24 protein-coding genes and 1 tRNA gene are annotated in these 26,781 nt (G+C 55.5%); 14 read left to right on the plus strand and 11 right to left on the minus strand.

The genetic code is table 11. From position 1 onward, the window contains the following. The first annotated feature begins 1 nt into the window (after position 1). Genes MTP41_RS13695 through MTP41_RS13705 form a run of 3 tightly spaced genes read left to right on the plus strand, consistent with a single transcriptional unit; the run spans position 2 to position 2,043 of the window. The gene (locus MTP41_RS13695) at positions 2-622 is read left to right on the plus strand and encodes a hypothetical protein (protein ID WP_097778229.1); all 621 of its coding nucleotides are present in this window, start codon (positions 2-4) and stop codon (positions 620-622) included. Then, positions 619-999, plus strand: coding sequence for a hypothetical protein (locus tag MTP41_RS13700; RefSeq protein ID WP_242959370.1), 381 nt, complete (start codon positions 619-621; stop codon positions 997-999). Before MTP41_RS13695 ends, MTP41_RS13700 begins: the two co-directional genes overlap by 4 nt. Positions 1,000-1,011: 12 nt before the next feature. After that, entirely contained in the window at positions 1,012-2,043 is a 1,032-nt protein-coding gene (locus MTP41_RS13705; RefSeq protein WP_429887427.1) for a toprim domain-containing protein, read from the plus strand. Here MTP41_RS13705 and MTP41_RS13710 read toward each other — a convergent pair. Continuing rightward, positions 1,970-2,323 (minus strand): winged helix-turn-helix transcriptional regulator, encoded by a 354-nt coding sequence (locus MTP41_RS13710; RefSeq protein ID WP_097778228.1) that lies wholly within the window; start codon positions 2,321-2,323, stop codon positions 1,970-1,972. The genes MTP41_RS13705 and MTP41_RS13710 overlap by 74 nt on opposite strands. A gap of 154 nt (positions 2,324-2,477) precedes the next feature. Here MTP41_RS13710 and MTP41_RS13715 point away from each other — a divergent pair, with 154 nt between their 5' ends. From MTP41_RS13715 to MTP41_RS13725, 3 genes are read left to right on the plus strand one after another with little or no spacing between them, the layout of a single operon-like run. After that, the gene (locus MTP41_RS13715) at positions 2,478-2,981 is read left to right on the plus strand and encodes a flavin reductase family protein (RefSeq protein WP_097778227.1); all 504 of its coding nucleotides are present in this window, start codon (positions 2,478-2,480) and stop codon (positions 2,979-2,981) included. A 28-nt stretch (positions 2,982-3,009) separates the two neighbouring features. Next, positions 3,010-3,699, plus strand: a complete 690-nt coding sequence (locus MTP41_RS13720; protein ID WP_249235745.1) for a radical SAM mobile pair protein A — start codon at positions 3,010-3,012, stop codon at positions 3,697-3,699. Further along, a complete protein-coding gene (locus MTP41_RS13725; RefSeq protein WP_097778225.1) occupies positions 3,687-4,604 on the plus strand; it encodes a radical SAM mobile pair protein B in 918 nt (305 codons plus the stop codon). The genes MTP41_RS13720 and MTP41_RS13725 overlap by 13 nt, the downstream gene beginning before the upstream one ends. Before the next feature lie 254 nt (positions 4,605-4,858). On the opposite strand, the gene MTP41_RS13730 is transcribed toward MTP41_RS13725, so the two are convergent. From MTP41_RS13730 to MTP41_RS13760, 7 genes are all read right to left on the minus strand, one after another. Continuing rightward, positions 4,859-5,896 (minus strand): hypothetical protein, encoded by a 1,038-nt coding sequence (locus tag MTP41_RS13730; RefSeq protein WP_249235746.1) that lies wholly within the window; start codon positions 5,894-5,896, stop codon positions 4,859-4,861. A 26-nt stretch (positions 5,897-5,922) separates the two neighbouring features. After that, the gene (locus MTP41_RS13735; RefSeq protein WP_249235747.1) at positions 5,923-6,678 is read right to left on the minus strand and encodes an antirestriction protein ArdA; all 756 of its coding nucleotides are present in this window, start codon (positions 6,676-6,678) and stop codon (positions 5,923-5,925) included. Further along, entirely contained in the window at positions 6,641-7,726 is a 1,086-nt protein-coding gene (locus tag MTP41_RS13740) for a DNA cytosine methyltransferase (protein ID WP_249235748.1), read from the minus strand. Before MTP41_RS13740 ends, MTP41_RS13735 begins: the two co-directional genes overlap by 38 nt. Further along, entirely contained in the window at positions 7,713-8,069 is a 357-nt protein-coding gene (locus MTP41_RS13745) for a DUF7768 domain-containing protein (RefSeq protein ID WP_003500157.1), read from the minus strand. The genes MTP41_RS13740 and MTP41_RS13745 overlap by 14 nt, the downstream gene beginning before the upstream one ends. A gap of 309 nt (positions 8,070-8,378) precedes the next feature. Further along, the gene (locus MTP41_RS13750) at positions 8,379-9,758 is read right to left on the minus strand and encodes a ParB/RepB/Spo0J family partition protein (protein ID WP_249235749.1); all 1,380 of its coding nucleotides are present in this window, start codon (positions 9,756-9,758) and stop codon (positions 8,379-8,381) included. 337 nt (positions 9,759-10,095) lie between these two features. Next, positions 10,096-10,168 (minus strand) — tRNA-Ala (locus tag MTP41_RS13755). Positions 10,169-10,450: 282 nt separating this feature from the next. Beyond that, positions 10,451-11,278 (minus strand): TrmH family RNA methyltransferase, encoded by an 828-nt coding sequence (locus MTP41_RS13760; RefSeq protein WP_249235750.1) that lies wholly within the window; start codon positions 11,276-11,278, stop codon positions 10,451-10,453. 197 nt (positions 11,279-11,475) lie between these two features. Between MTP41_RS13760 and MTP41_RS13765 the strand changes: the two genes are divergently transcribed. Then, positions 11,476-12,276, plus strand: a complete 801-nt coding sequence (locus tag MTP41_RS13765) for a YoaK family protein (RefSeq protein ID WP_097778219.1) — start codon at positions 11,476-11,478, stop codon at positions 12,274-12,276. A gap of 68 nt (positions 12,277-12,344) precedes the next feature. Here MTP41_RS13765 and MTP41_RS13770 read toward each other — a convergent pair whose 3' ends face one another. Continuing rightward, entirely contained in the window at positions 12,345-15,647 is a 3,303-nt protein-coding gene (locus MTP41_RS13770; protein ID WP_097778218.1) for an ATP-binding cassette domain-containing protein, read from the minus strand. Between the two features lie 223 nt (positions 15,648-15,870). Between MTP41_RS13770 and MTP41_RS13775 the strand changes: the two genes are divergently transcribed. The 6 genes from MTP41_RS13775 (at position 15,871) to MTP41_RS13800 (ending at position 22,729) form a co-directional block, all read left to right on the plus strand. Beyond that, the gene (locus MTP41_RS13775) at positions 15,871-16,098 is read left to right on the plus strand and encodes a hypothetical protein (RefSeq protein WP_133300960.1); all 228 of its coding nucleotides are present in this window, start codon (positions 15,871-15,873) and stop codon (positions 16,096-16,098) included. 68 nt (positions 16,099-16,166) lie between these two features. After that, positions 16,167-16,472, plus strand: coding sequence for a hypothetical protein (locus tag MTP41_RS13780; protein WP_242959366.1), 306 nt, complete (start codon positions 16,167-16,169; stop codon positions 16,470-16,472). Continuing rightward, entirely contained in the window at positions 16,462-17,199 is a 738-nt protein-coding gene (locus MTP41_RS13785) for a response regulator (protein WP_097778216.1), read from the plus strand. Before MTP41_RS13780 ends, MTP41_RS13785 begins: the two co-directional genes overlap by 11 nt. Positions 17,200-17,225: 26 nt before the next feature. Next, positions 17,226-18,071: a sensor histidine kinase gene (locus MTP41_RS13790; protein WP_097778215.1), complete on the plus strand. Its 846-nt coding sequence runs from the start codon at positions 17,226-17,228 to the stop codon at positions 18,069-18,071. A gap of 351 nt (positions 18,072-18,422) precedes the next feature. Then, positions 18,423-21,362, plus strand: coding sequence for an acyl-CoA dehydratase activase (locus MTP41_RS13795; protein ID WP_256466451.1), 2,940 nt, complete (start codon positions 18,423-18,425; stop codon positions 21,360-21,362). 50 nt (positions 21,363-21,412) lie between these two features. Beyond that, complete coding sequence (locus tag MTP41_RS13800; protein WP_256466452.1) at positions 21,413-22,729, plus strand: 2-hydroxyacyl-CoA dehydratase; 1,317 nt, start codon at positions 21,413-21,415, stop codon at positions 22,727-22,729. Between the two features lie 99 nt (positions 22,730-22,828). Here MTP41_RS13800 and MTP41_RS13805 read toward each other — a convergent pair whose 3' ends face one another. Further along, the gene (locus tag MTP41_RS13805) at positions 22,829-24,061 is read right to left on the minus strand and encodes a 6-phosphofructokinase (RefSeq protein WP_097781973.1); all 1,233 of its coding nucleotides are present in this window, start codon (positions 24,059-24,061) and stop codon (positions 22,829-22,831) included. An 83-nt stretch (positions 24,062-24,144) separates the two neighbouring features. Then, a complete protein-coding gene (locus tag MTP41_RS13810; protein ID WP_005939849.1) occupies positions 24,145-25,368 on the minus strand; it encodes a 6-phosphofructokinase in 1,224 nt (407 codons plus the stop codon). A 344-nt stretch (positions 25,369-25,712) separates the two neighbouring features. On the opposite strand from MTP41_RS13810, the gene MTP41_RS13815 reads away from it, so the two are divergent. After that, a complete protein-coding gene (locus MTP41_RS13815) occupies positions 25,713-26,720 on the plus strand; it encodes a GDSL-type esterase/lipase family protein (RefSeq protein ID WP_249235751.1) in 1,008 nt (335 codons plus the stop codon). Positions 26,721-26,781: the final 61 nt, after the last annotated feature.

Here is a 26,781-nt window from a genome sequence, read left to right on the forward strand (position 1 = left end):
TATGGCGTTAAAAGACATTAAATTTGAGAAGTATGGCGATATTTATGAGTTGAGCCGTCCTCAATGGGGAAATCACAAAGCTCGAATAAGTGCTTATCCCGGATTACTCGATAAGGTTTTACGCCATACTTGGACGTACACAAAGGGAAAGCATCCATATCTAACAACAACCATTAAAAGTGATAATGGAGAGAAGCATACTGTTTCATTGCATAGATTTGTTCTAAATCACCTCTATGGGACACACAATGTAGCAAAAATGCTTGAACCTGACAACATCATTGAGCATCTTGACAATGATGGACTGAATTGCTCCTATGACAATCTTCATATTCTTTCAGCAGATTACAACAAAGCAAAAGCTTTTACGATTGATAAAGAACCCCGTCCATCATTTGCAGTCATTCAAACTTTTGTGACAGGTGTTTACTATTCGCACAAAAAGAAACGCTATCAAGTTCAAATTGTTTTTAATCGAGATGTCATCTGGCATCATGTGGAGAAGCGGAGTGTTCCAGTTGAACGAATACATCTTATATACTATGATTTTCAGCAACTATTTGTGGATTGGCTGAATCTCATGAAGTTTAGAAAATTAAATAAGTTTGATTTATCTGTATGAAGAAAAACTTTAAGCTGACCAAGGACGCTTATGCTGCCCAGCACAAGGAGGAACTGGACACCTTTAATAAAGCTGTCCGCACCCTGATGAAGCTGAACGGCAGCACAGCGGTGGATTTTTCGGCATTGGATGCCGAATTTTCTGCGCTGCAATCCGGCAGCGCAGAGCTGCGCAGCCAGCTTGAAACTTTGCAACCTGACCTGACTGCGCTGAAAAATGTGCGCAAGTATATCGACCTTGTGCTGAATAAGCAGCAGTTTTCCGCACCGGGCGGCAAGACCCCGGAAAAGGAATCCGTGCTGAAGAAGCTGCACGAAGCCAAAGCCACCGCCGCCCCGAAGAAACCGGAGCAGCAGAAGAGCACACCGGAATTATAAGGAGGAAGGAACATGACCTACACGCAAGACCAGATTGACCGTGCAAACGCCGCCAATCTGGAAGATTTTCTCCGGGCACAGGGCGAAACGCTGGTGCGCAGCGGAAAAGAATACCGCTGGAAAGCCCACGACAGCCTGACCGTGTGCGGAAACAAATGGTTCCGGCACAGCCAGAGCAAGGGCGGCTATCCGGTCGATTTTGTGATGGAATTTTACGGCAAGTCCTTCCCCGAAGCGGTGCAGATGCTGACCGGAGAGCCGGGCGAAGTCCAGCCGGAGGCTGACCCCGCCCCCTCTCCTGCGTTTCGCTTGCCGCTGCGGAACGTCACCAACGCCAACATCCTGAACTATCTGACACAGGAGCGGAAACTCAGTCCCTCGCTGGTGAACTTCTTCATCGCTGCCGGAGATATTTACGAGGACGCCGCCCACCACAACGTGGTCTTTGTGGGGCGAGATGCAGATGGACACCCACGCTACGCAAGCAGCCGTGGCATCCATGAGAAGTTCCGGCAAGATGCAGCCGGTGCAGAAAAGGCATTTGGCTTTGCTCATCGTGGCACCGACAAACAGTTGCTGGTCTTTGAAGCCCCCATCGACCTGCTGTCCTTCATTGAGCTGTTTCCGAAAAACTGGCAGCAGCACAATTATCTGTCGCTGGGCGGGGTGTCGGGCAAGGCGCTGCGGCAGTTTCTCTCGGAACGCCCGGACGTGGAGCGGGTGTTCCTCTGTCTGGATGCCGACAAAGCCGGAGAGAATGCCTGCAAGCGACTGGCAGCACTGCTGCCGGACACCGTGAGCGTGACCCGCATCCAGCCCTGCATGAAGGATTGGAACGATGTTCTGGTGCACCGGGCAGAGATTCCAAACCGCAATTATTTTAAGAGCATGCAGAAAATAAAACGCCGGGAAGTTGACTCAAATTGTCAATGCCTCCCGGCTATTATCTTGCAGATTAGTATAGTTAGAATCATGGTATATATTTCATTCCCCATTGGGAAATGGCATAAAAGACCGGCAACAGCTCCCGTCCTTTCTCGGTGAGGGAGTATTCCACCCGTAGGGGCATTTCATTATATTGGATGCGCTGGATCAATTCATCCGCTTCCAGCTCCTTCAGGGCGTTGGTCAGGGCTGTATTGGTAATGGGTTTGAGAACTTTTTTCAGTTCCCCAAACCGCATGGGACACTTGATGCACAGTTCATAGAGAATTTGGAGTTTCCATTTGCCCTGCAGCATTTGAACTACCGGCGTGACCGGGCAGTTTCCCTCGCCGGTTAGAATGACACTGCTAACCTTTTCTTTGAATTCTTCATAAGTCATGATTGGATCTTTCCTCGTCTTTTGCAGTATATTTTTTGATACCAGGTACAAATAATTTGCGTACTTGAACAAAAATTACTAGCAGGTATAATAAATATATCACTAGTTAGCCGTGCAGTCAACGACTGAAATTTCTTAGAAAGGTCTGAATAACATGAAAGAACTGAACATTATGGAGGCTACTGTTCTGACCTCCCCCAATCCGCTGACACTGATCTGCTCTAAAAAGGAGGACGGTTCTACGAACCTGGCTCCCATTTGCTTTGTATCTTACCTCTCCTTCAACCCGCCCATGGTGGGTTTCGCCACTAGCAAACAGTCCCACACCGGTAAGCAGGTACGGGAGACTGACAAGGTGATTGTCACCGTTCCTGGCGAGAGTCTTGCCCAGACTGTGATGGCCTGCGGAGCGTCTACCGGTGCCAAGACCGACAAGGTGGCCGCCAACAACATCGAGATGATGGCTGTGGAGGGCAGTGACATCCAGATTCCGGTGGATACTCGTCTGGCGATGGTGGCCACCCTGCAGCAGTCGGTGGAAGTTGGCGACCATATCCTGCACATCTGTCAGGTGGACAAGTTCCTGGGCGATGAGGACAAGAAGGGGCTGTATGCCTGGAACGGCTTCGGGAAAGTTGCGCCTGCGGTAGAAAGCTAAATCTTAAAACGGAAAGGAGGCGTTAGCGGTGGCTGTTTGTATTAAAGACTGTATTCAGAACATGAATCTGGTGATCGGCTGTACTATTGGTTGCAGCTACTGCTATGCCAGAAACAATGTCCACCGGTTTCACATGATCGATGACTTTGAAAAGCCGGAGTTTTTTCCCAATAAGCTGCGGCTGATGGAGAAAAAACGCCCACAGAATTTTCTGCTCACCGGCATGAGCGATTTTTCCCACTGGAAGCCAGAGTGGCGGGAACAGATATTTGCCAAGATAACTGAAAATCCGCAGCACCAATATCTGTTTTTGACCAAGCGACCGGAGGATATTGTGTTTTCCACTACCCTAGAAAATGCTTGGTTTGGTGTAACTGTTACCCCCAGTAAAGAGAAAAACCGTATCCGGACTTTGCGGGAGCATATCCATGGCGGACACTATCATGTGACCTTTGAACCTATGTTTGATGATGTTGGCATGGTGGACCTTACCGGAATTGAGTGGATCGTCATTGGGACTGAGACCGGACATAGGAAGGGCAAAGCCGTATCGAAACCGGAATGGGTGTGGAACCTGACACATCAGGCCCATGCGCTTGGCATCCCTGTATTCATGAAGGAAGATCTACTTCCTATCATGGGAGAAACACATATGGTACAAGAATTTCCCCCGGCTTTTTACCGGGTATTGGAGGAACAGAAGACATGGCGGAAGTGAAAGATAGCAGCATTCTGATTCAGGATGTAGAAACCAAAAATATTATGACAAAATCCACCCTGCCGGTGGGCGGCTATTCCGTCAATCCTTATGTGGGCTGTACCCATAGCTGCAAATACTGCTACGCCTCGTTTATGAAGCGATTTACCGGGCACACCGAACCGTGGGGTACATTCCTGGATGTGAAACATTGGCCAGCAATCAAAAATCCGCAAAAGTACAAAGGGCAGCGCGTAGTCATCGGTTCAGTGACCGATGGCTATCTGCCTCAGGAGGCTCAGTTTCAGAACACCCGAAAGCTTCTTGAACAGCTTCGGGGCAGTGAGGCAGAAATTCTCATCTGTACCAAGTCGGACTTGGTAATCCGTGACATCGACCTTCTGAAAAAATTGGGAAAGGTCACGGTCTCTTGGTCAATCAATACATTGGACGAAGGCTTTAAAAATGATATGGACGATGCCGTCAGCATCAAGCGACGGCTGGAGGCCATGAAGCAGATCTATGATGCGGGCATTCGCACCGTCTGCTTTATTGCACCTGTCTTTCCGGGTATCACGGATTTTGAGGCTATCTTCCATCAGGTCAGAAATCAATGCGACCTGGTATGGTTAGAAAATCTAAACCTGCGAGGCGGATTCAAAAAAGACATCATGGACTATATTTGTAAAAAATATCCTGACTTGGTTCCGCTGTACGACGCTATCTACAACAAGGGAGACAGAAGCTACTTCCGTGGTTTGGAGGATCAAGCGGAACGGCTGGCGAAAGAAAACAACTGTCCCTTCGTGGACAACGAGCTGCCCTACGGCCGGGCAGAGCCTGGGCACCCGGTCATTGTGGATTATTTTTACCATGAGGAAGTGCGTGGCTCGGAAAACACCGGGCGACGCAACCCCAAAAAATAATTTGTGAAATAAAAAGGTCCTGACATGGAGCTGTGCTTCAATATCAGAACCTTTTTTAGCACTGTTTAAGCATCAACATTGGCTCATTCAGTTTTCCACAAAATACCATCTTTCCTATATGGGTGCTGTCAGTGAACTGCTGAAGCAGCTGGATTCGCTGCATAAAACCTCCTTTCCGTCGGGGTTCCCGCTATCCGGGAGGCCCCCGTACAATCTCGGGGAACAGAAAACCTCGGGCCAATGTGGCCCGAGGCTTACCGCTCGGCATCTCTGCCGGACGGAGCTTTCTTTTCCGGCTCCGTCTGGATTTTTTCGCCCTGTTCCCGCATGGTCTGCAAGATAGAGGGCTTCTTTTGAAGCTGGGAGGGCTTTTCGCCGGACAGCGGCTTGATACATTCCAGACGGTCAGCCGCCCGGATGGCGTTGTCCGTGAGCTGCCTCTGCCATGCGCCTACACTGGGAGCCCAGCGGAAACCGCTGCTTTTCAACTCGGCCCGGGTGTCCGCGTCAGGCTTTCCGTCAAAGAACACCTGCAAGCGGTTGTCCTCCCGGTTCATTTCCACACGACCCCCATCGAACTCCCAGCCGGAAAATTCCTGCTGTGCCTGTTTGGAAAGCTGTTCGATACGGGCCTTTACCCGGCGGATCTCCGCATTGTTGTTGGTTAGCTGGTAACTTTCAAAGGGCCTCGGGTCGCTTCGCCAACTTGACGCCATGCTTGCTTTCAGCTTTTCGATCTGGTCCGGCGACAGCAGCGCACAGCCGTCCAGCTTGCCATGCTTGCGGTAATAGGCGTTGACCTCCTTCATAATGAGCTGGGAGCGTTCCAGCCCGTCCAGCTTCTTCTGGAGCTTTTCAATCGCTGCCGGGTCATCGGCGCCGATCCCGCCCATGCCGGTGCTGCGTATCTTATCCAGCAGCCCTTGAATATACCGCCATTCCTCCATGTTGCTGTCCCGGGCCCGGTTCTGTTTTTCCTTCTTTCCCACCGGGAAATTGGAAGGCCCGGCGATCAGCACAGAGGGAACCCTTGCGTCAATGGCAAAGCCCTGGTTCATGTTTTCGGCCAGCTTGCGGGCGTAGGTGTCTAACAGATGGTCGATCTTCTCATGGTACATGGGGTCCACCCGGGATTTCTGCTTTTCCGCTACGGCGGCGGCCTTGTCCACCATTGCCCGGTATTCCGCCGTTGCGCTCCCTTCCTTGTAATCGGAAAAGCTGTTCATTTCCTTTGCCCGACGGGCGGCCCCTTCATTGATAGGGTAATAGTTGATGGTATGCACCTCCTTCATGCTTCGGGCCATGCTGGCCCGAAGTCTTACCGTTCTTCATTGGAAGGCCCCGCCTTGTCCTTTTTCGGAGCGGGCGGGGCTTCTTGAAACCGTTTGAGTGTAGCGAGAATGGAGTGGACAGGCTCTGCCTTTTCAGGATAGGCAAATATCCGGTGTTCCGGCGGAATGTCCTGCGGCCCGTGGTAATACTCCTTGAAGCCCTCCGGGACTGCCGACACATACCCACCGGGAGCGAATACGCCGCCCTCGTTGATACGCACATCCCGCCCGTATGCCTCATAATCGAAGTAGTTCTGAATGTGCTCCGGTATGTCGATAGTCCCAAGCTCGTCGGCGTAAAGACGGCCCAGCCCTTCATCATCGGAAATATCCGGGTAAAAGCGGTAAAGGTCAAGGTTCTGCGTCAGGTTTATCAAATCCTTCACGCTCCTTGTGTGGTTTCCCAAGACAAGAGCGGCTTCAAAGGTTTCCAGTCCGCCCTTATCCCGTACTTCCAGCAGGGCGTGGCCCAGCTCGTTCAGCTCGTCGATGTTCTCACATTCGTAGAGATAATCGTAGAGCCCCAGCACATCACTGTCAAAGCTGGTAAAGAACACTTCGCTGTACCGTTTCCCGTCTATCCCGATTTTGGCAAGGGCGGCCTGCAACTCCTGTGTCGTCATGGGGAAATGTACCGTTGTCCCTACCTCAATCCCCATTAAGGGGTATAGGGCTGTATTGGTTATATAGGCTTCAAACATGGGCTCATTCCTCCTTTTCGGCCCGGTCAGCCAGCACCTCATAAATCCCGGCCATAATGTAATCGGCGCAAGGGAGGGCAATCGCGTTTCCCAGTGCCTTGTAGCGTTGCAGAGGCCGGATCTCCACGCCGTCCGCCCCGTACTTTGTCCAGCCCTCCGGCAGCCCCATCAGCCGTTCGCTTTCCGTTTCCGTCAGAAAACGGATACAGCCGCCCTTCGGGTCGCCCTCATACCAGAAGGCAAAGGGCGTTACATCACTGGCTAAAAGAGTGGGAAAAGGGTCAGTTGGTAATCCGAAGCTGTTTCGGAAGGCCGTTTCTTCCTGCCTTTTTGCCGCTCCCCGCATACGGAAGCACTGAAAGGGGTGGATGACTGGTATCTGCCGCCCTGTTTCAAAAGAAGCTGTTCGATCTCCTTCGGCGGCGGCCCACCCGCCCTCTCCGCAAGGCGGAGGAAGTGGGAGCATTGGACGGGGCTTAAATAGTATGTCTGCGGCACGTCTGCCTCCAAAATCCGCCACGACGAAAATCCGCTGCCTTCGTGCCAGCCTTCGGGAGCCTGCCCAATACTGGGCGTCCATGAGTCGCCAGCACACATCAGGCGTTCCCCCTCGCACCATTCCGGCGTTTCCCCATCTTCCCGAAGGAGGCATTGGAACTTCGGTGTCCGAGAAGGCGGATAGGACGGCTCTAAAGTCCATCCGGTCATTTGTAGAAAACGCTCCCATGACGTTTTCCCAAACAGCGATAGCTGGATATAGGTTATCAGTAGCATCCCTCATTTCCTGTATGATACGAAACGCCTGATAGAACAGGCTTGATTTTGCCCCGGCAAGGCCGGAGCGGTTGCCGATCAGAGAAAGGTTCTGACAGGGGGAACCGAAGGTAATTATATGGACAGGTGGGATTTTCCCGCCGTCCACCTTCGTAATATCCCCTAAATGCACCATGTCGGGAAAGTGCCTTTTGGTTATGGAGATGGGCGCTTTTTCAATCTCACTGGCCCATACCGGACGGATACCGCACCGGGAAGCAGCCAGAGGGAACACGCCGATCCCGTCGAAAAGGCTTCCCAGCTTAATGTCCGGCATGGCCCGGGGTGCCGTGTCCCTTCACGGCAAGCACCCCTTCCAGTGTGGTCGCCGCAATGCCCAGCCGCCCGGCAACCGCAATATCGTTTTTTACATCCTCATCCACAGCGCTGCCGCAGACGATCAGGGTGTGGGAGCGCCGCAGCATATCCCGGCGCATATCAATCCCGGCCTTGTGTTCCTCGGGAACGCTGTCATTCAAAAACAGCGGCAGATACAAGAGCGGGCAGATCGGGGAAAAGCCCGCCTCATAAGCAAGACGGCAGTAGTGGGCCGCCAGCTCCATATCAACATCCGGCTCGCCGCTCCATGCGGCGGTCAGGTACGCTAAAGGTCGTTTCATTGGTTGAGCCTCCATTTCTGTTTAGGTTTAGGGAAAAGCAAGAGTTCGCCCAACCCCTCCGCCCCTTCCCCCGGGAAGGGGAACGGCTCTGGAGAATTTATATCCCCGTCGCTTGACCGGGAAAAAGCATAACCGGGAGAAATCCGTCAAGGGTGCCTCCGGCACCGCCTGCGGCGGCGCTGCCCTTGACTGATTTTCCCGGCTATGCTACGGAATAACTGGCGACGGGGAATCATTTATATCTCCAGAGCTTCGGGGCGCGGGGCAGAACCCCGCAATCCTCGGGCCATGCTGACCCGAAGTTTGGGCTTACTTTTCCTGTTCGGTTTTCTTCTCCGGCTTTTCGTGTTCCTTCTGCTGACCCTTCCAGTCGTCCAGCAGCTTGATGATCTGGTCCTTCATTTCCCTCGGCGTAGTTTCCTTGCCGAAATATTTGCTCAGTTCCGCACCTGTCAAAATCACTTTGTCTACCTCCTTTTTGTCCTCCATCATAATGCCGTCGATCACATCCCCGTTGAGCAGCTTCTTTTCGTCCAGCTCACGCATACGCTTTGCCTGCGCCTGCGAAGGAGAGGACTGCTGGCTGTCAATGGCGACGGCGATATAGTTCTGGTTCTTCTTGCCGATATAGGAAAGCTCCACCGCCGTAGTAAAGCCCAGCTTTTTTTCATCCATCAGCTTCATCAGGTCGGGAACCAGTTCATTGAGCCGGATATACCGCTGCACCTGCTTGACCGCCATCTTATTGCGCTCGGCCACAATCTCGTTGGAGCGTTTGCCTGCGTCCTTCGGGTCAATCTGGCCCGAAGTGCGGGAGCCCTGGTGCTTGATAGCCTCAAGCTGCATTTTCAAGGCTTTGGCCCGCTCACTGGGGAGGATTTCTTCACGCTGGTTGAGATTGTCCTCGACCATCTGCGTGATGGCTTCATCGTCCGTCAGGTTTCGGACGATACAGGGCATATCCGCATACCCGGCAAGCTCGCTGGCTTTCTGGCGGCGGTGGCCGGACACGATCTCATAGCCGCCATCCTCACGGGGACGGACAATAGCGGGCTGGGTCACGCCCTTGTCCTTGACGCTGGACACCATAGCTCGCATTTCTTCATCGTCCCGGACTTCAAAGGGATGGTTCTTGAAGGCGTGGAGCTCGTTCAGCTTGATATAGACGATCTGTTCCTTGCCCCGGCGTGGTGCATCCTGCGGCTTTTCAGGTTCCTTCGGAGTGGGAGCGACCTGTACCGTTGGAGCCGTTTTTTTCTCCGGCTCCTTTTTGACCGTCTTTTCCGGTTTCTGTGCGGGGGCTTTGGACTTCGGGGCTGCGGCCTTGTCCTTATCTGCTTTCGGGGGACGGCCCCGTCGCTTCGGCTGTTCCGGCTCTTTGGGTTTTTCCTCTGCTTTTTTCGGAGTCTCCGGCTGCTTTTCCGGTTTCTCCACTTTTGCCGGGTCAGGCTTTTCCACGCCGGGAGTTGCCGCCCGTTCCTCGGCTTTCTTTTCCTTCATAATTTCAGCGAAGTTATAGACGGAAACCTGTGGGTTCTTTACCTCTGGTTCCGTCTTTTTTCCCGGCTCCGAGGAAACGGAAACCTTCTCCGGCTCTTTTGGGGGAGCGGGAGGCGTTTCCTTGCCCGGCCCGCTATCCGTTACCGGCTGTTCCGGCGTTTTTGTGGTTTTATCATCTGCCATAAGCATTTACCTCCTGTTTTTGACATGAAAAAAGGGACTCAACTTTTCAGTCAAGCCCCCGTGGGAAGTTCCTCCTTTCTCCGCCATGATACAAAAATACCGCCCGTAGTCTCGTTTGGGCGGTACTTTGTGTAAGATTGGCAGTCCATTATTAAGTTTTTTATTATGTTCCCTTTGTACACCGTTGCAATCGTCGTTTTAGACAAAACAGCAGGTGAAACCATAAGCATTGTGCCTAAAAATGCTGCACACGCGATTTTGCGCTGTTAAGACGAATGATGCGCGATTTTGCAAAGAAAAACAAAAAGAAACGCCGTATCGTTTAACACGATACGGCGTTTTATGGACTCGAAGGGAGTCGAACCCTCGACCTTTCGGATGCGAACCGAACGCTCTCCCAACTGAGCTACGAGCCCACGAAAAAGCACCCAATTTCAAATGGGGGCAAATGAGCTATAACACCAGATCGGGAAAGCAACGCTTGCTCTCCCAGCTGAGCTATAGGCCCATATTTAGGGGCGTGACGCGGTTGGGCGACCAACCGACATACTCCCCATTCGAATGCCCACAACTCTGTGGGGCACAAAAGCGATACGCATGGACTCCCAGCTGAGCTACAGGCCCATGTGATGACCCTGTAAGTGTAACTCTGTTCGGGAAATTTGTCAAGTATTTTGGGCAGGGCCAAAAAGCATCGCTCAGCGGTTGCCTAGCTGCCAGAAAGCAACAGCGCTGGCAGCGGCAACGTTCAGGGAATCCACGCCGTGGGACATAGGGATTTTTACGGTGTAGTCACAGGCGGCAATGGTGCTGTGGGCAAGGCCGTCACCCTCTGTGCCCAGCACGATGGCGAGCTTCGGCTCGGCGGAAAGAGCGCTGTCGTCAATGCTTACGGAGCGGTCGCTCAGAGCCATGGCAGCAGTCTTGAAGCCAAGGCCGTGCAGTTGAGCAATGCCGTTTTCCGGCCAGTCGGCAGGGCAGGTGCCGATCTGCGCCCAGGGCACCTGAAACACGGTGCCCATGCTCACACGCACGGCACGGCGGCACAGCGGGTCGCAGCAGGAAGGAGTAACGAGCACGGCATCCATGTTCAGTGCAGCGGCGCTGCGGAAGATCGCTCCCACATTGGTGGAGTCCACAATGCCCTCCAGAACGGCCACCCGGCGGGCATTGCGGCAGACCTCTTCCACGCTGCGCGGCAGCGGGCGGCGGAAGGCGCACAGCACGCCGCGGGTCAGCTCGAAGCCGGTCAGGCTGGCAAGGGTCTCGCGGTCGGCTGTGTACACCGGGGCATCGCCGCAACGGGTCAGGATATCGGCAGCCGGGCCGGTGATCTGTTTACGCTCCATGAGCAGGGAGAGCGGTGTGTATCCGGCATCCAGCGCGCGGGCGATCACCTTGGGGCTTTCGGCAATAAAGATGCCTTTTTCCGGTTCCAGACGATTGCGCAGCTGCGCCTGCGTCAGGCGGGCATAGACATCCAGCTCCGGTGCGGAAAGGTCTGTGATCTCGACAATATTCGGCATAAGGAAGTTCTCCTTTGGAAAAGCTTTTTTCTTATTCTAACACAACCTGTGAGGGAATGCAAAGTGCGGGCCGGGCACGGGCCGTATTTTCGGCGCTGGCAGAGCGCAGGGATACACATGCCGGATATGTAAAACTGATATGAGCCAAGCTGTAAAAATATATTATAATAGGGTACGAAAAGAGGGGAAAAGGTAATATGAAAACAAAACATCATGGGCAGATGTCAGAGTCCTTCCTGACGGCGGTGTTCCTTTCGCTTTCGGGCGGGCTGCAGGATGCCTATACGTATCTGTTCCGCGGTAAGGTGTTTGCAAATGCACAGACCGGCAACATCGTGCTGCTGAGTGCCAACATCATGGATGGTCAGTGGGATCGGGTGCTGCACTATCTGGTTCCTCTGTGTGCTTTTGCGCTGGGCGTACTGGTGGCAGAAAAGATGCGGGAGCGCTTCTGCGACATGCAGCGGCTTCACTGGCGGCAGCTGGTGGTGCTGGGCGAAGTGCTTCTGCTGTTCATTGTAGGTCTTTTACCGCAGGAGCAGAATCTGCTGGCAAACGCCATCGTTTCCTTCTCCTGTGCAATGCAGGTGCAGGCGTTCCGCAAGGTGAACGGCTATGCATTTGCCAGCACCATGTGCATTGGTGACCTGCGTAGCGGTGTGGAAGCATTCTGCATCTGGTGCAAGACCCATGAACCGAAAGTTAAGGATCGGATGATGCGTTATTTTGGCATCATTCTGTTGTTCGCGGTGGGTGCCGGTATTGGAAGCATGGGCACAGCGCGGCTGGCAGGAGAGACCATCTGGATCTCCTGCGGGCTGCTGCTGGTAAGTTTTGCACTCATGTTCATCCGGGAAGAAATCGAAGAAAACCCTGCGATCGAAAAGGATCTGGCTGAGATCCGGCAGGAGACACGGGAGATCGACCGGACTCTCAAGCAGGAACTGAAGGAAGAGCGCGAGGAACTGCATGAGGAATTACATGAGAAATTGAGATAAATCACCGGACATCAAAAAAGGAGCCGCTGCGTGATGCAGCGACTCCTTTTGCTTGTCGAGAAAGGAAATTACTCAGAACGCAGGGCGGTGACGGGGTTGCACTTGGCTGCGCTGCGGGCGGGAATCAGACCGCCAAGGATCGTGAGCAGGGTCGCCAGAACGATCAGGACCAGTGCAGCTTTGGGCGGCAGCACAGCGGTGACGCTGGTGGTTCCTGCAATGGAGTGGATGAGCATGTTGCCAGGGATCAGCAGCAGCAGGCACAGGCCCACACCGATCACGCCGGAGCACATTCCGATAATGAAGGTCTCGGCATTGAACACCTCGGAGACATTGTGCTTGGATGCACCGATGGCACGCAGAATACCGATCTCCTTGCGGCGTTCCAGCACGCTGATATAGGTGATGACACCGATCATGATGGAAGAAACCACCAGCGAGATGGCAACAAAGGCCACCAGCACATTGCTGACCATATCTACAATCCTGGTCACGGCGCTCATCAGGGTGCCAACCGTATCCGAGAATACGATCACCTTGTCCTCTTCTCCCTGCGCACGCATGGCGGCGTTGTAGGCGTTCAGGCTGTCCACGATGCGGTTCTTGGCCTCAAAGCTCTTGGGGTAGATCCAGATGCTGCCGGGCTTGGCATAATCCGAATAGCCCAGTGCACCAAGAACACTGCCGTAGGAGGTGGTGCTGGACTGCAGGTTCATTTTGACCAGATCCACAAGGTCGTCGGTGCTCATGTTCACCTGCACGGCACTCTGGAACACAGTGGGGTCGATCTTCAGGGCATCTTCCACCTGACTGCTGAGCTGAGCGATGTTGTTCTGGATGGCGGACTGGATCTGCTGGCTGAACTGAGTGGTCAGCTGAGTCATCAGCTGCTGCATCACGGTGCTCATCTGGGTCTGAATGGCAGCGGTAAGTTTGGTCTGCAGAGCTTCGCCCAGCTTCTGACTCAGCTGTTCCGAGTAGCTTTGCAGATAGCTCGTCATGATGCCCTGCAGGTTCTGCTGAAGTGAAGCGGTGAACTGCTCCTGCAGGCCGGTGGTGTCCAGCAGGTCGCCCATGGATTCGGACAGAAGCTGTTTGAACTGGTCGCTCTCCATATAGGAAGAGAAACCGATCTTATCCAGATTCAAGATGCCGTTGCCGATGATATAGCGCTTATAGCCATTCATGATCTTCTTCATCAGGCTCTGCAGCGCATCCTCCGAGACGGACAGGTCCATATCGGCAAACAACTGGCTCAGATCCAGCGCGTCCATGTCCGGCAGCTCCACATCGCTCATGTCGATGTCGCTCAGGTCCAGATCGCTCAGATCCAGCTGGAACGCGGACGGATCAAGGATGGAGGAAACGTCAAAGCTGCCATCCTGCAGATCAAATGCACCGCTCAGGTCGAACTGCAGCTTGCTTGCATCGAACTGGAAGGAATCCTTCAGCATATCGGTATCCACCGAGAACAGGGAAGAAATGTCAAGATCGGTTTTGCGCTGGTCGGCATCAAAGCGCTCGCCGGTCAGCACGTTCACTTCCGGGTCGGCAAGCTGCTGCTTTACCACTTCACTTTCGGCTGCATGGTCGATGGCGTAGTTGGTGAGTGCATGGGTATAGGCAACGCCTATGGGCAGAATGGTGGAGCTGGCATCTGCGCGGGGCTGCACCACGCCCACGATGGTCAGATCCGGACTGTTTTCCACAAGCTGCTCCACATACGCTTCATCGTCGGAGCGGTTGCGCCAGATCTGGCGTTCTTCGTCATAAACGTAATAGTCTGAGTTGGTAACGATCTTATATTTCAGGCCCACAAAGGTATCGTAGGGGTAGGTGCCGTAGCCGGTGGGAGCCTGTGTGTTCTTGTTTTTTGCGTACTCCTGCAGAAAACGCATCATCACGCTGTCGTCCTCAATGCCCAGAATATAAAGAGCGTAGTCGCTGATGCTGCCATCCGAATTCAGCACAAGAACGGCCTCGTTGTAGCTTTTCGGCCAGCGGCCTGCCTTGACATCGTACTGATCTTCGTACAGCGAAGGCTCTTCGGCCATCTCGGTAAACACGCTCTGGTTGGTCATGGAAGAGACGATGCCGGCGGCAGAGGTGGTGTTGTTCAGCGCAGAAAGGCTGCTGTCCGGGAAGATCTGGCGCACGGTGCCGTCCTTGTTCTGGCGGTAGATCAGCGGTACGGTGCCGTAGGTATACTCGATGGAAGCAGCATCCTCCGAGATGGTGCACTCGCTGCTGTCCAGATATTTTTTCAGGGAAGCAAGGTCATTGACAGAGGAATTATCTTCGGTCAGCTGGCTCAGCAGTTCACGCACCGTGACCATGCCCTCCGGGGTGGAAGAAGCGCTGGTGGTGCCCACATTGGTGTTGTCGGCAACGGCACTGGTGTAGCTTTCCGGGTCCAGCAGGGCGGCAAGGTCCACGCCGGTGGTCGAGAGCTGCAGCGGATATTCCGAAAGGGTGGAGCGTTCCATCTCTTGGATATAATTGCTCACACCGGCCGAGAGCGAAAGGATGAGCGCAATGCCGATGATGCCGATGGAACCGGCAAACGCGGTGAGCAGGGTGCGGGTCTTTTTGGTGAGCAGGTTGTTGAAGCTCAGCGCGAGAGCGGTGAGCGGCGACATGGAAGAACGGCCCAGATTTTTGTGCACCGGCGGCACCTGAGCGGAATCATCCGGCGTAAACGGTGCGGTGTCCGATTGGATCACGCCGTCCCGCAGGCGGACGATGCGGGTAGCATACTGCTCTGCAAGCTCCGGGTTATGGGTGACCATGACTACAAGGCGGTCTTTGGCCACCTCCTTCAGCAGCTCCATCACCTGAATGCTGGTGTCGCTGTCCAGTGCGCCAGTCGGCTCGTCGGCCAGCAGGATGTCGGGGTTGTTGACCAGTGCGCGGGCAATGGCCACACGCTGCATCTGGCCGCCGGACATTTCGCTGGGGTGCTTGTGCAGCTGGTCGCCCAGACCTACCTGCTCCAGCGCCTTGGTGGCCCGGCTGCGGCGCTCGGCACCGGAAATGCCGGAGATGGTCAGCGCCAGCTCCACATTGGAAAGCACTGTCTGGTGCGGGATGAGGTTATAGCTCTGGAACACAAAGCCAATGGTGTGGTTGCGGTAAGAGTCCCAGTCGCGGTCGGTATATTTTTTGGTGGAGATGCCGTTGATGATCAGATCACCGCTGTCGTAGCGGTCCAGACCGCCAATGACGTTCAGCAGGGTGGTCTTACCGGAACCGCTGGGGCCGAGAATGGCGACGAATTCGTTGTCCCGCAGGTTCAGGCTGACATCATCCAGTGCTTTCTGCACCAGATCGCCGGTCTTGTATTCTTTCTTGATGTGGTTGAGTTGGAGCATGTGTGAGCCTTTCCGGCGCATCCTCGCAGGAACGCTGCCGCTATACATTATAATAAACTGCCCGGATACAGGACCCGCAGCAAGGCGTTATACACTTCTATTTTACCGGAACAATATGAAAAAACTGTGTATATTTCAACGTAAATTTTGACCGGACCGGTATTTTTGGCTTTTGAGGCAGAAAAACAGGAAAATAAAGGAAAAATTGACGTGGAGGTTGAATTTGCGTCGCCGTCGTGCTATTTTAATAGCGGAAGATCCTGATAAAACGGAAAAACATCACGAAAGCAGAATTACACTGCCAATACGACGCAAAAAATCTGCGATCAAACGCAAGTATAAAATAAAATGTGCCGCGGAACAGAAAAACACGACAAAAAAATGCAACGAATGTGATTTTGATGTTTTTAGACGCTTTTTCAGGATTGAACCAGCCCTCCTTGCTCTTTAAAATAAGATAAGAAAAACAAGGAATGCCTTAAAAATGTCGCAGGACCTTGTAGCAAGGGAGGAAAAATTATGGAACGTACATTTTCACCTATGATCCGTCAGTTTTCGGCAATCGACGGGTTGCAGAAAGCATATACGCTGGTATACTCAATGGATACAGGCAACGAAGACGGCTGCTGCCTGACGCTTTGCCGTACCGGGAACCGGCAGTACATGCAAAGCTGCTACATTGCAGCTGCACCAGAGTTCTGCTACCGGATCCTGCGCTATCTGTGTGAGAATGGTGTCCAGCCGGAGATCTGGCAGGATGTGGTAGAAGAACTGACCGATACAGAACAGCTCAGGCAGAAAGGCGGCGCGTTGCGTGGAGAGTGAGCACACAGCAAAAACGCTGCAGATCGCCCTTGGAAGCTACGACCGCAAGGAACTGCGGGTGGAAAAGAACTACCTGCAGGAGCAAAGCCCTGCGTTGGAGTGCACCTGCTTCCAGAACGGCGGCCGTCTGCTGGAACAGCTGCGTCAGGGCCGTCAGTTTGATGTTGTGATCCTCTGCAGCCAGCTGGAAGATATGAGCGGGCTGGAGTTTTTAATGAATATCCGCAGCATGGATCCCAAACCGAATGTTGTTCTGTTTGATGAGGGCAGGCGGCAGAATACGAGTGCCATCTGTCTGGAATCGGGCGATGGGTTCTGCTATGTGGGCCATGCCGAACTGAAGAACCTGCTGTGGGAGCTGTACCGCCTGCCGGGACGGCAGAGCCAGCGCATAGAACGCAAGTGTCAGGAACTGTACGAGGGATGGGGCATCCAGCTGCCGGACGTGAACTGCAACTATCTTTCCTGTGCGGTGGGCGTGGTGTACGGCACCAGCCAGAAGCTGGCCATCCGCAAGGAGATCCTGCAGGCGGTGAGCGAGCAGTACGATGTGTCGGTCTCTGCTGTGGACAGCGGCATCCGGCGTATGATCGACCAGCTGGAAGCAAAGCCCTCGGTCAAGTGGCTGCGCTTCAAGGAAGAAAGCGGATTTGCGGACGAGAAACCTACCACTGGTAAACTGATCTACACAGTCAAGAATTATCTTCAGCGTCAGAAGGACGACTGAGCATAAAACACAGGAGGCGCAAGGGTATGGAGCAGATGCGGCAGAACGAGGCGGGTGCACTGACCGCGCAGGCGGTCCCGCAGAAGGATGTGGAACAGGCATGCTTCCATGCACTGGGTCTGATCGGACGCAATTGCGAATATCTGGACCAGCACCTTGCGCATGTGGGTGCCGACCAGCAGACCCGACAGGCGGTGAACGATATCAGCGCTGCGGCGGCAAGGCTGGACCGCACTGTGAACGAAGTGATGTCGCTGCTGGATTTTCTGCGCACCGAGGAAGACCCGCGGCTCTATCCGCTGGACCTGTGCCAGCTGCTGCAGCAGGTCGCCGCACAGGCCGATATGGTGCAGGCGCAGCTTGGGGTGGAACTGACGCTGGACTATGGCGGCTGGACAGCCTGCCGGATCATGGCGGACCGCAGTGATGCAGAACTGCTGTGCCTGCATCTGCTTTCGAATGCCTTGCGAGCCTGCAGTGCGGGCGGCAAAGTGCGGCTGATGCTGCGCCGCAGCGAAAGCTTCTGGCAGCTGACGGTGATGGATAATGGCTGCGGCCTGCCGGAAGCAGGCGAGGATACATGGCTGGAGAACCGGCGCTGCTTTCTGGGCGGCGCAAAGCTGGGCCTGCTGCTCTGCCGCGAGTGCTGCCGCCGTATGGGCTGGGGCCTGCGGGTGGAGCGCGCACCGGAAAAGGGCACACAGGCAGTGGTGACCATTCCGCTGTGCGCCGACCGCATGGCGGAGCCGACGGTAGAGCTGCATACGGGCGGCGATACGGCACAGGCACAGCAGCATCAGTACCAGCTGCGCAATATGCTGGTGCGGGAGCTGCGTACCATGCCGGAGCGCGGCGACCCGGACGAGCTGTGATGCATGCTGCATGATTGCATTATAATAATGAAAAAGGACTGCTGCGGGGGAGATGCTCCTGTGCGGCAGTCCTTTTTTGTTGGCAAAGGTTAAAAAACTTTGCCGAGACACCGGTGCAGCCGCATAAAAAGCGACAAGTTCACAAAATGTTTAACTTTTTGAGCGGAAAATACTATTTTTTCTGTGTAAAATAAAGGACGCTGATTGATTGTGCCGCAAAATTGGATTATAATACATTTGTATGCGAATTGACAAAATGATTCGTTAACAAACTAATTTTTGGCAAAGAAATTGATTTTGCCGTCCACCGGGGGCTTTGCCTCCGGCATTTGTCCTTAGGAGGAAAACAACGTGAGAGTAGGTCTTGACATCGGCAGTACCACCATCAAGTGTGTGGTGCTGGATGAACATGATACGCTGCTGTATTCTACATACGAACGGCATTACAGCCATATTCTGGAAAAGGCGCAGGAGCTGCTGCGCCGCATCGATGCCGAGCAGTTGCACGGTCAGAAGGCGCTGCTGAGTATTTCCGGTTCGGCGGGCATGGGTCTGGCCGACAGCTGCGGCGTGCCCTTTGTGCAGGAGGTGTTCTCCACCCGCGTGGCGGTCAAGCGCTTTGTGCCTGCCACCGACTGCGTGATCGAGCTGGGCGGTGAGGATGCCAAGATCCTGTTTCTGACCAACGGTACCGAGGTGCGCATGAACGGCAGCTGTGCCGGCGGCACCGGTGCCTTCATCGACCAGATGGCCACCCTGCTGAAAATGGGTGCCGACGAGATGAACAAGGCAGCAGAGAATGCACAGCGCACCTACACCATTGCGTCCCGCTGCGGCGTGTTTGCCAAGAGCGACGTGCAGCCCCTGATCAATCAGGGTGCCCGCACTGAGGACATTGCTGCCAGCATTTATAAGGCTGTGGTCAACCAGACCATTGCAGGCCTTGCACAGGGCCGTCCCATCAAGGGCAATATCCTGTATCTGGGCGGCCCGCTCACCTTCAGCAGCGTGCTGCGCAAGAGCTTTGACGAAGCGCTGAACGTGACCGGCACCTGCCCGGAGAACAGCCTGCTGTATGTGGCACTGGGCGCTGCCCTCTATGCCGACAAGGCTTTTGTTCTGTCCGAGGTGGCCGATGCGCTGGATCAGTATGCTGCCACTGCCACCTACGCCAGCGAGCCGCCGCTGTTCGCCAGCAAGGAGGAATACGAGGCCTTCCACGCCCGCCACATGTCCCACAGTGTGCCGCGTGTGCCGTTCAGCGCGCAGTGCGGCCCGGTGCATATCGGCATCGACTCCGGCTCCACCACCGTCAAGCTGGTGGTGGTGGACGAGAAGAGCCAGATCCTTTACACCAACTATCAACCGAACCTTGGCAACCCGCTGCCCCTCATCCGGGAACAGCTGCTGAAAATTTACAAGGAGCACCCGGGCCTGCAGGTGGCCAGCGTGACCACCACCGGCTACGGCGAAGAGCTGGTGAAGAACGCATTCCGCTGCGATTACGGTCTGGTGGAAACGGTGGCTCACTTTACCGCTGCAAAATACTTTATGCCGGATGTGGATTTCATCATCGACATCGGCGGTCAGGATATGAAGTGCTTTAAGATCGAAGATGGTGCCATCAGCAACATCTTCCTGAACGAAGCATGTTCCTCCGGCTGTGGCAGCTTTTTGCAGACCTTTGCACAGGCACTGGGCTATGACGTGAAGGAATTTGCAAGCCTTGGCCTGTTTGCAGACCGCCCGGTGGATCTGGGCAGCCGCTGCACCGTGTTCATGAACAGCTCGGTCAAGCAGGCCCAGAAGGACGGCGCAAGCATCGAGAACATCTCGGCTGGTCTGTCCATCAGCGTGGTCAAGAACGCATTGTACAAGGTCATCCGCGCATCCAGTCCGGAAGAGCTGGGCCGCAAGATCGTGGTGCAGGGCGGTACCTTTTATAATGAAGCCGTGCTCCGCGCCTTTGAAAAAGAGATGGGCGTGGAGGTCATCCGCCCGGACATTGCCGGCTTGATGGGCGCTTACGGTGCGGCTCTGTTCGGCCTGCGCCAGAGCAGCAAGGCCCACCGTACCGCCTCCGGCATGATGAGCCGGCAGGAGCTGGAAGCCTTTGAACAGAAGGTGGTCAGCGTCAAGTGCGGCGGCTGCGGCAACCACTGCCAGCTTACCGTCAACACCTTTGCGGATGGCCGCAAGTACATCTCCGGCAACCGCTGCGATAAGCCTGTGACCGGCAAGAGTGCCGACGACAGCCTGAACCTCTACGCCTACAAGCAGCAGCTTCTGGCCGAGTACAAGCCTGTGGCCGGCAAGCGCGGCTCCATCGGCATCCCGCTGTGTCTGGGCTTCTACGAGCTGCTGCCCTTCTGGTGGGCCTTCTGGACAAAGCTTGGCTTTGCCGTGCACACCAGCCCGGTGTCCAGCCGCGGCCTGTACCTCGCCGGTCAGGCTACTATCCCAAGCGATACCGCCTGCTTTCCGGCAAAGCTGAGCCACGGCCACATCAAGGCCCTGAGCCAGATGCAGCTGGACGCTATTTTCTATCCCTGCCTGACCTACAATGTGGACGAGGGACTGGGCGACAACCACTATAACTGCCCGGTGGTGGCCTACTACCCCGAGGTTCTGGCAGGCAACTGCCCGGAACTGGAGGGCACCAAGTTCATCTATGACTATGTGGGCATCCACCGCCCGAAGGACTTTGTGCACAAGATGGCAAAGAACATCCTGCCCAAGTACTTTGGCGGTATCTCCGAGAAGGAAGTGCAGGCCGCAGCGGATGCCGCCTATGCGGAATACGAGTCCCACATGGCAAAGATCCGCGTGAAGGGCAGCGAGATCATCGATGAAGCCCGCCGTCAGGGCAAGCGCATCATCGTGCTGGCAGGCCGCCCCTACCATGTGGACCCCGAGGTGAACCACGGCATCGACCGCCTCATCACCCGCCACGGTGCTGCCGTTGTTACCGAGGACAGCATCTCCAATCGAGTGCAGAAGTTCCCCACCAGTGTGCTGAACCAGTGGACCTACCACAGCCGCCTGTATGCCGCCGCCAAGTACTGCACCACCCAGAAGGATATGGATCTGGTGCAGCTGGTGTCCTTCGGCTGCGGCGTGGATGCCATCACCACCGACGAGACCCGCGAAATTCTGCAGGAGGGCAGCAAGCTCTACACCCAGCTCAAGATCGACGAGATCACCAATCTGGGTGCCGTGAACATCCGTCTGCGCAGTCTGTTCGCCGCTCTGGATGAGCGGGACGAGGTAGCCGCAGAAAAGGCAGAATAAAATAGAGATAGAGCAAAAAGCTTTTTAAGAAAGCAACATAGGAGGAACCTATGGAATACAATTATCCCAAATTTACTCCGGAGATGAAGAAGACCCACACCATCCTCATCCCCAACATGGCCATTACCCAGTTCCGCCTGCTGGAGTACGCCCTGCGTTACGACGGCTACAAGTGCGAAATTCTGGGCAACTGCGGCAATGCCGTGGCACAGCTGGGCCTGAAATACGTCCACAATGACACCTGCTATCCGGCTCTGCTGGTCATCGGTCAGTTTCTGGATGCGCTGAACAGCGGTAAGTATGATCTGGAGCATACTGCGCTGCTCATCACCCAGACCGGCGGTGGCTGCCGTGCCTCCAACTACATTCATCTGCTGCGCAAGGCACTGGTCAAGGCGGGCTATCCGCAGATCCCGGTGGCCAGCCTGAACTTCTCGGGTCTGGAAAAGGACAGCGGCTTCCAGATGACCCTGCCGCTGGCCCGCCGTGCGCTGGCCTGCATCTTCTACGGCGATATGCTGTGCGCTTTGCGCAATCAGGTGGCACCTTACGAGAACGAGAAGGGGGCTGCCGATAAGATGGTAGACCTGTGGGTGGAACGCTTGGGCCGCGTGCTGCTGGCAGGCAAGGGCTACACCGCCGGGGAGATGAAGCACACCTTCCCCCTCATCGCAAAGGACTTTGCTGCCATCCCCGTTACCCGAGTGCCCAAGGTCAAGGTGGGCGTTGTGGGCGAGATCTATGTCAAGTACAGCCCGCTGGGCAACAACGACCTGCAGAAGTTCCTCGAAAGTCAGGACTGCGAGGTGAACTTCCCGGGCCTGATGGGCTTTGTGCAGTACTGCGCCTTCAACATGGGCGAGGACCATGTGCTGTACGGCGGCAAGCTGGCTGTGAAGATCGGCATTGACCAGTTCCTGAACTGGCTGGACGGCATCGAGCGCGCCATGCTCAAGGCTGAGGCCAACGCAGGCTTCTACGCCCCCGGCCCATTCAAGGAGCTGGTGGAAAAGCCCAAGGGCATCATTTCGCTGGGTGCCAAGATGGGCGAGGGCTGGCTGCTGACTGCCGAGATGATCGAGCTGGTGCAGGGCGGCTACGGCAACATCGTGTGTGCCCAGCCCTTCGGCTGCCTGCCCAACCACATCGTGGGCAAGGGCATGGTGAACAAGATCCGCGCCCTGTACCCCAGTGCCAACATTACCCCCATCGATTACGACCCCAGCGCCACCAAGGTCAATCAGGAGAACCGCATCAAGCTGATGCTGGCCGTGGCCAAGGAGCGCCTGAATGCCCCGGTGGAGGCAAAGCCTCTGACGGCAGAGGAAATCGCAGGCGGCGCACCCAAAGTCGGCGCAGCGGTCTGATGTTCTAAAGCGGAGAATACCGAAATGCAAAAAGCCCGTCCGGGCCTAAAACTCGGACGGGCTTTCATCATGCCTTGAGAAAAATCAATGCAGGAGAGATCACTTCTGATTCTTCATGTAGATGTGGTGGGGCAGACCGGCAATGTACAGCGGGGTCAGCTCGGCCTGGATCAGCGGGCGGGCATAAGCCAGGAACTCATCGGTCATCTGGGTGTGGTTGGCGTTCATCCAGCTCAGCGGCACCTTCTTTTCGAGGTTTGCAACCTCGCTGATGGGGTGCAGCTCAGTGGTGCACTGGTACGGGCTGTTGGAGATGCGCTTCAGGGCCACCATCTGGCCGGTGACGCCCTCAAAGGCAGCCTTGGCAGCAGCACCGCCCACCTGATAGGCTTCGGTGATGTCGGTGCGGCTGGTCAGATGGCCTGCGCAGCGCTGCAGGGTGGAAAGCTCGATGCAGCGGGTCTTTGTGTCCAGATTGCGGGCCACCACATTTGCCAGATACCGTGCGGTGCCGGTCAGGGCCTTATGGCCGAAAGCGTCCACTGCGTGCACATCGTCGGCCAGCTCACAGACGTAGCGGCCATCTTCCAGCTTCACGCCTTCGGAAACGGCGATCACGATGCTGGGCTTCTTCTCCTGCATCACGCGCACCTTCTCAATGAAGTGTTCCACATTGAAGGGCACTTCGGGCAGGCAGATCATGTCCACACCCTCGCAGTCGTCACTCTTTGCCAGAGCGGCGGCAGCGGTCAGCCAGCCGGCGTTGCGGCCCATGATCTCCACCACGGTGACGTACTTGGTGCCGTACACGGTGGCATCGCGGATGATCTCCTTCATCACCACGCCGATGTACTTGGCAGCAGAGCCGTAGCCGGGGGTGTGGTCGGTGACCATCAGGTCGTTGTCGATGGTCTTGGGCACACCCATAAAGCGGATGTCGCTCTGGATGCGCTCGCCGTACTCGGCCAGCTTGCCGATGGTGTCCATGGAGTCGTTGCCGCCGATGTAGAAGAAGTAGCCGATGTTCAGCTTTTCCAGAATGGCGAACAGCTTTTTGTAGACGGTCTCGTCCTCATGCCAGTCCGGCAGCTTGTAGCGGCAGCTGCCGAGGAAGCTGGACGGGGTGCGCTTGAGCAGCTCGATGTCCAGATCGTCCGTCAGCACGGTGGAAAGATCCACCACCCGCTCCTCCAGCAAACCGGCAACGCCATTGCACATACCGTAAACGATCTCTGCGCCGCGGTTCTTGCAGCTTTCAAATACGCCTGCAAGGCTTGCATTGATGACGGAAGTAGGACCGCCAGACTGACCAACGATTGCATTTTTACCCATGATGATTTCTCCTTTTTTGTTTTTCTGTTTCGGCAATATAATATTACGTGCAGGATGCACGAAAACAGACGCGGGAAAAGGGATTACAGACGGATATGGCGCGGGGTGCCGTTGACGTAGACGGGGGTCACCTCGTCCAGGATCAGCGGGCGGGCATACTCCTCAAAGGCAGCAGTCACCTGCATCCCGTCGGGGCTGATCCAGTCCAGCGGCACCTTCTTTTCAAGGTTTGCCACCTGCTGCACATCCACCGACTCGGTGATGCACTGGTAGGGATAAGCGGAAATGCGCTTGAGCGCGATCATGCGGCCGGTCTCGCCCGCAAAGGCGGCTGCGGCTGCGGCACCGCCCACAGCGTAGGCTTCGTTCACATCCGTGCGGCTGGCCAGATGGCTGGCGCAGCGCTGCAGGGTGGAAAACTCGATGGCACGGCTCTTGCAGTTCAGCTTGTCGTGGATGAGGTCGGAGAGATAACGGCTGGTGCCGCTGAGCACGGCCTTGTGGCCAAAGGCATCCAGCTGGCCTGCGGTGGACACCAGATCGCACAGATAGGTGCCGTCGGCGGTCTTTACGCCCTCGCTGGCCGCAATGATCACATTGGACTTGCGGCGCTGCAGCTCGTCCACCTTGGCAAGGAACTTGTCCTGATCGAAGGGCACCTCCGGCAGCAGGATCAGATCCGGGCCTTCGCAGTCGTCGCCGCCCGCAAGGCAAGCCGCACCGGCAAGCCAGCCCGCATGTCGGCCCATGATCTCGGCCACGGTCACGCTGCGGATGTCATACACGGAGGAATCCCGGATGACTTCCTTTAAAATAGTGGCAATGTACTTGGCGGCAGAGCCGTAGCCGGGGGTGTGGTCGGTCAGGCACAGGTCGTTGTCGATGGTTTTGGGCACACCGATGAACCGCACGCTGCTGCCCACGCGCTCACCGTAGCGGGAAAGCTTTGCGATGGTGTCCATGGAGTCGTTACCGCCAATGTAGAACACCGCGCAGATGTCGTACTTGTCAAACAGGGTGAACAGTTTGATGAAGGGTGTGGAGTCCACATCCGGGTCCGGCAGCTTGTAACGGCAGCTGCCAAGGTAGCTGGAAGGCGTGCGCTTGAGCAGTTCAATGCTCATGCGGTCGTCCAGCAGGACGTTCAGCTCCAGCATTTCTTCCTTGAGCAGACCTTCGATGCCGTATTTCATGCCGTACACCTTGTCTGCACCCAGGCTGCAGGCGGCTTTGTACACGCCTGCCAGACTGGAGTTAATCACGGCGGTAGGGCCGCCGCTCTGACCAATGATCACATTCTTGGCCATGAGTACCTCCTTTTGCAAATTTCATTCTTATCATTTGTACATCGCTGCAGGTTCCGGCTTCCGCGCCGCCAGAGTGGGGTTTGGTCTAAAGGCCCTGCACTGCCCGCAGACCGTGCGGCAAACAAACCGGATGCTGCAAGTGATACAAAAAAGTTTGCGGCATGTGCACACCCTTTTGTAAAATGTGCAAAATTACCACATCCTTATTGTACCTGTTTTGCCTGTTGTATGCAAGACCTAATTGGTTGCACAGGCAAAAAAATTATGATAAAATAAAAAACGCACAGCCCCGGGCGGATAAAACCCCCTTCTGTGCGGGAAAAATGGAGAAAGCTGGAAAAACCATGGGCATTTCACACGAGTATCATTCTGCGCCGCGCCGGGCACGGCACGGTACAGTCAGCGGCAAGCTGCGCTTTCTGGGCGCAGTGGTCGCCATTTTGCTGGTATCCTACGCCATCACGGCCATTCTGGAAAAGGGCGCAGAGGGCGCGGACGATACCCCGTCTACCAACGCCAGCGGCATTGCCGAGAACATTCTGGCACCGCTGCCCATGCAGGGCGAAGCGGACAGCAGCAGTGCTGCACAGGATGGCAGCACCGGTGGGCAGGCCGTCACACTGGAGAACTTTGGCCCTGCAAAGCAGAGCGCTGGGGCCTACACCGTCAAAGCCTATGATGCCAGCGTCATCCGCCAGCCCAGCTGCGGGCAGGTGGACCTGAGCTACTTTGCGGACGCAGCCTTTCTGGGCGACAGTCTGACGGTGGGCTTCTCGGATTACCAGATCAATCTGGACGGGGCACTCATCTGCGGCTATACCGGCGTTGGCCCGGATGCCATTGTGAACCGCAGCGCAGTCAAAAGCCCCACCCGCGGGCAGGAGGTAGCGCTGGATGTGCTGGCCGCTGCCCGGCCCAAGAAGCTGTATATCCTGCTGGGCACTAACACCCTCACCACGCTGGGCGCTTCGGACCGCTTCCTTGCCTACTATGGCCAGATGCTGGATATGCTGCGCGAGGCTTTGGGCGAGGACTGCGTGATCTACGTGCAGTCTATCCCGCCGGTGCGACCCTCGGCAGCTGCCGAAAAGCCCGGCCTTGCATCGGATGTGCTGCGCGGTGTGAACGAGCAGCTGGCTCAGCTGGCCGCCAGCAAGGGATGCGTTTACCTTGACCTGTGGGAGACCCTTGCCGACGGCGAGGGCAACCTGAAGGAGATGCTTGCAGCGCCGGATGGCGTGCATCTCTCTGCAGGCAACGGCTACGGCGCGTGGGTCACCTACCTGCGCAACCACGCCAAGTACAGCGCGGATAATTCCTGGACGATGGGCAGCATTTACAGTGCACAGTAAAACGGAGTGAAAAATAAAGAGCCGTTGCACAAAATGAATGTGCAATGGCTCTTTTGTGTAT

The sequence above is a fragment of the Faecalibacterium sp. I4-3-84 genome, from assembly GCF_023347255.1.
GTDB classification, from domain to species: Bacteria; Bacillota; Clostridia; order Oscillospirales; family Ruminococcaceae; genus Faecalibacterium; species Faecalibacterium taiwanense.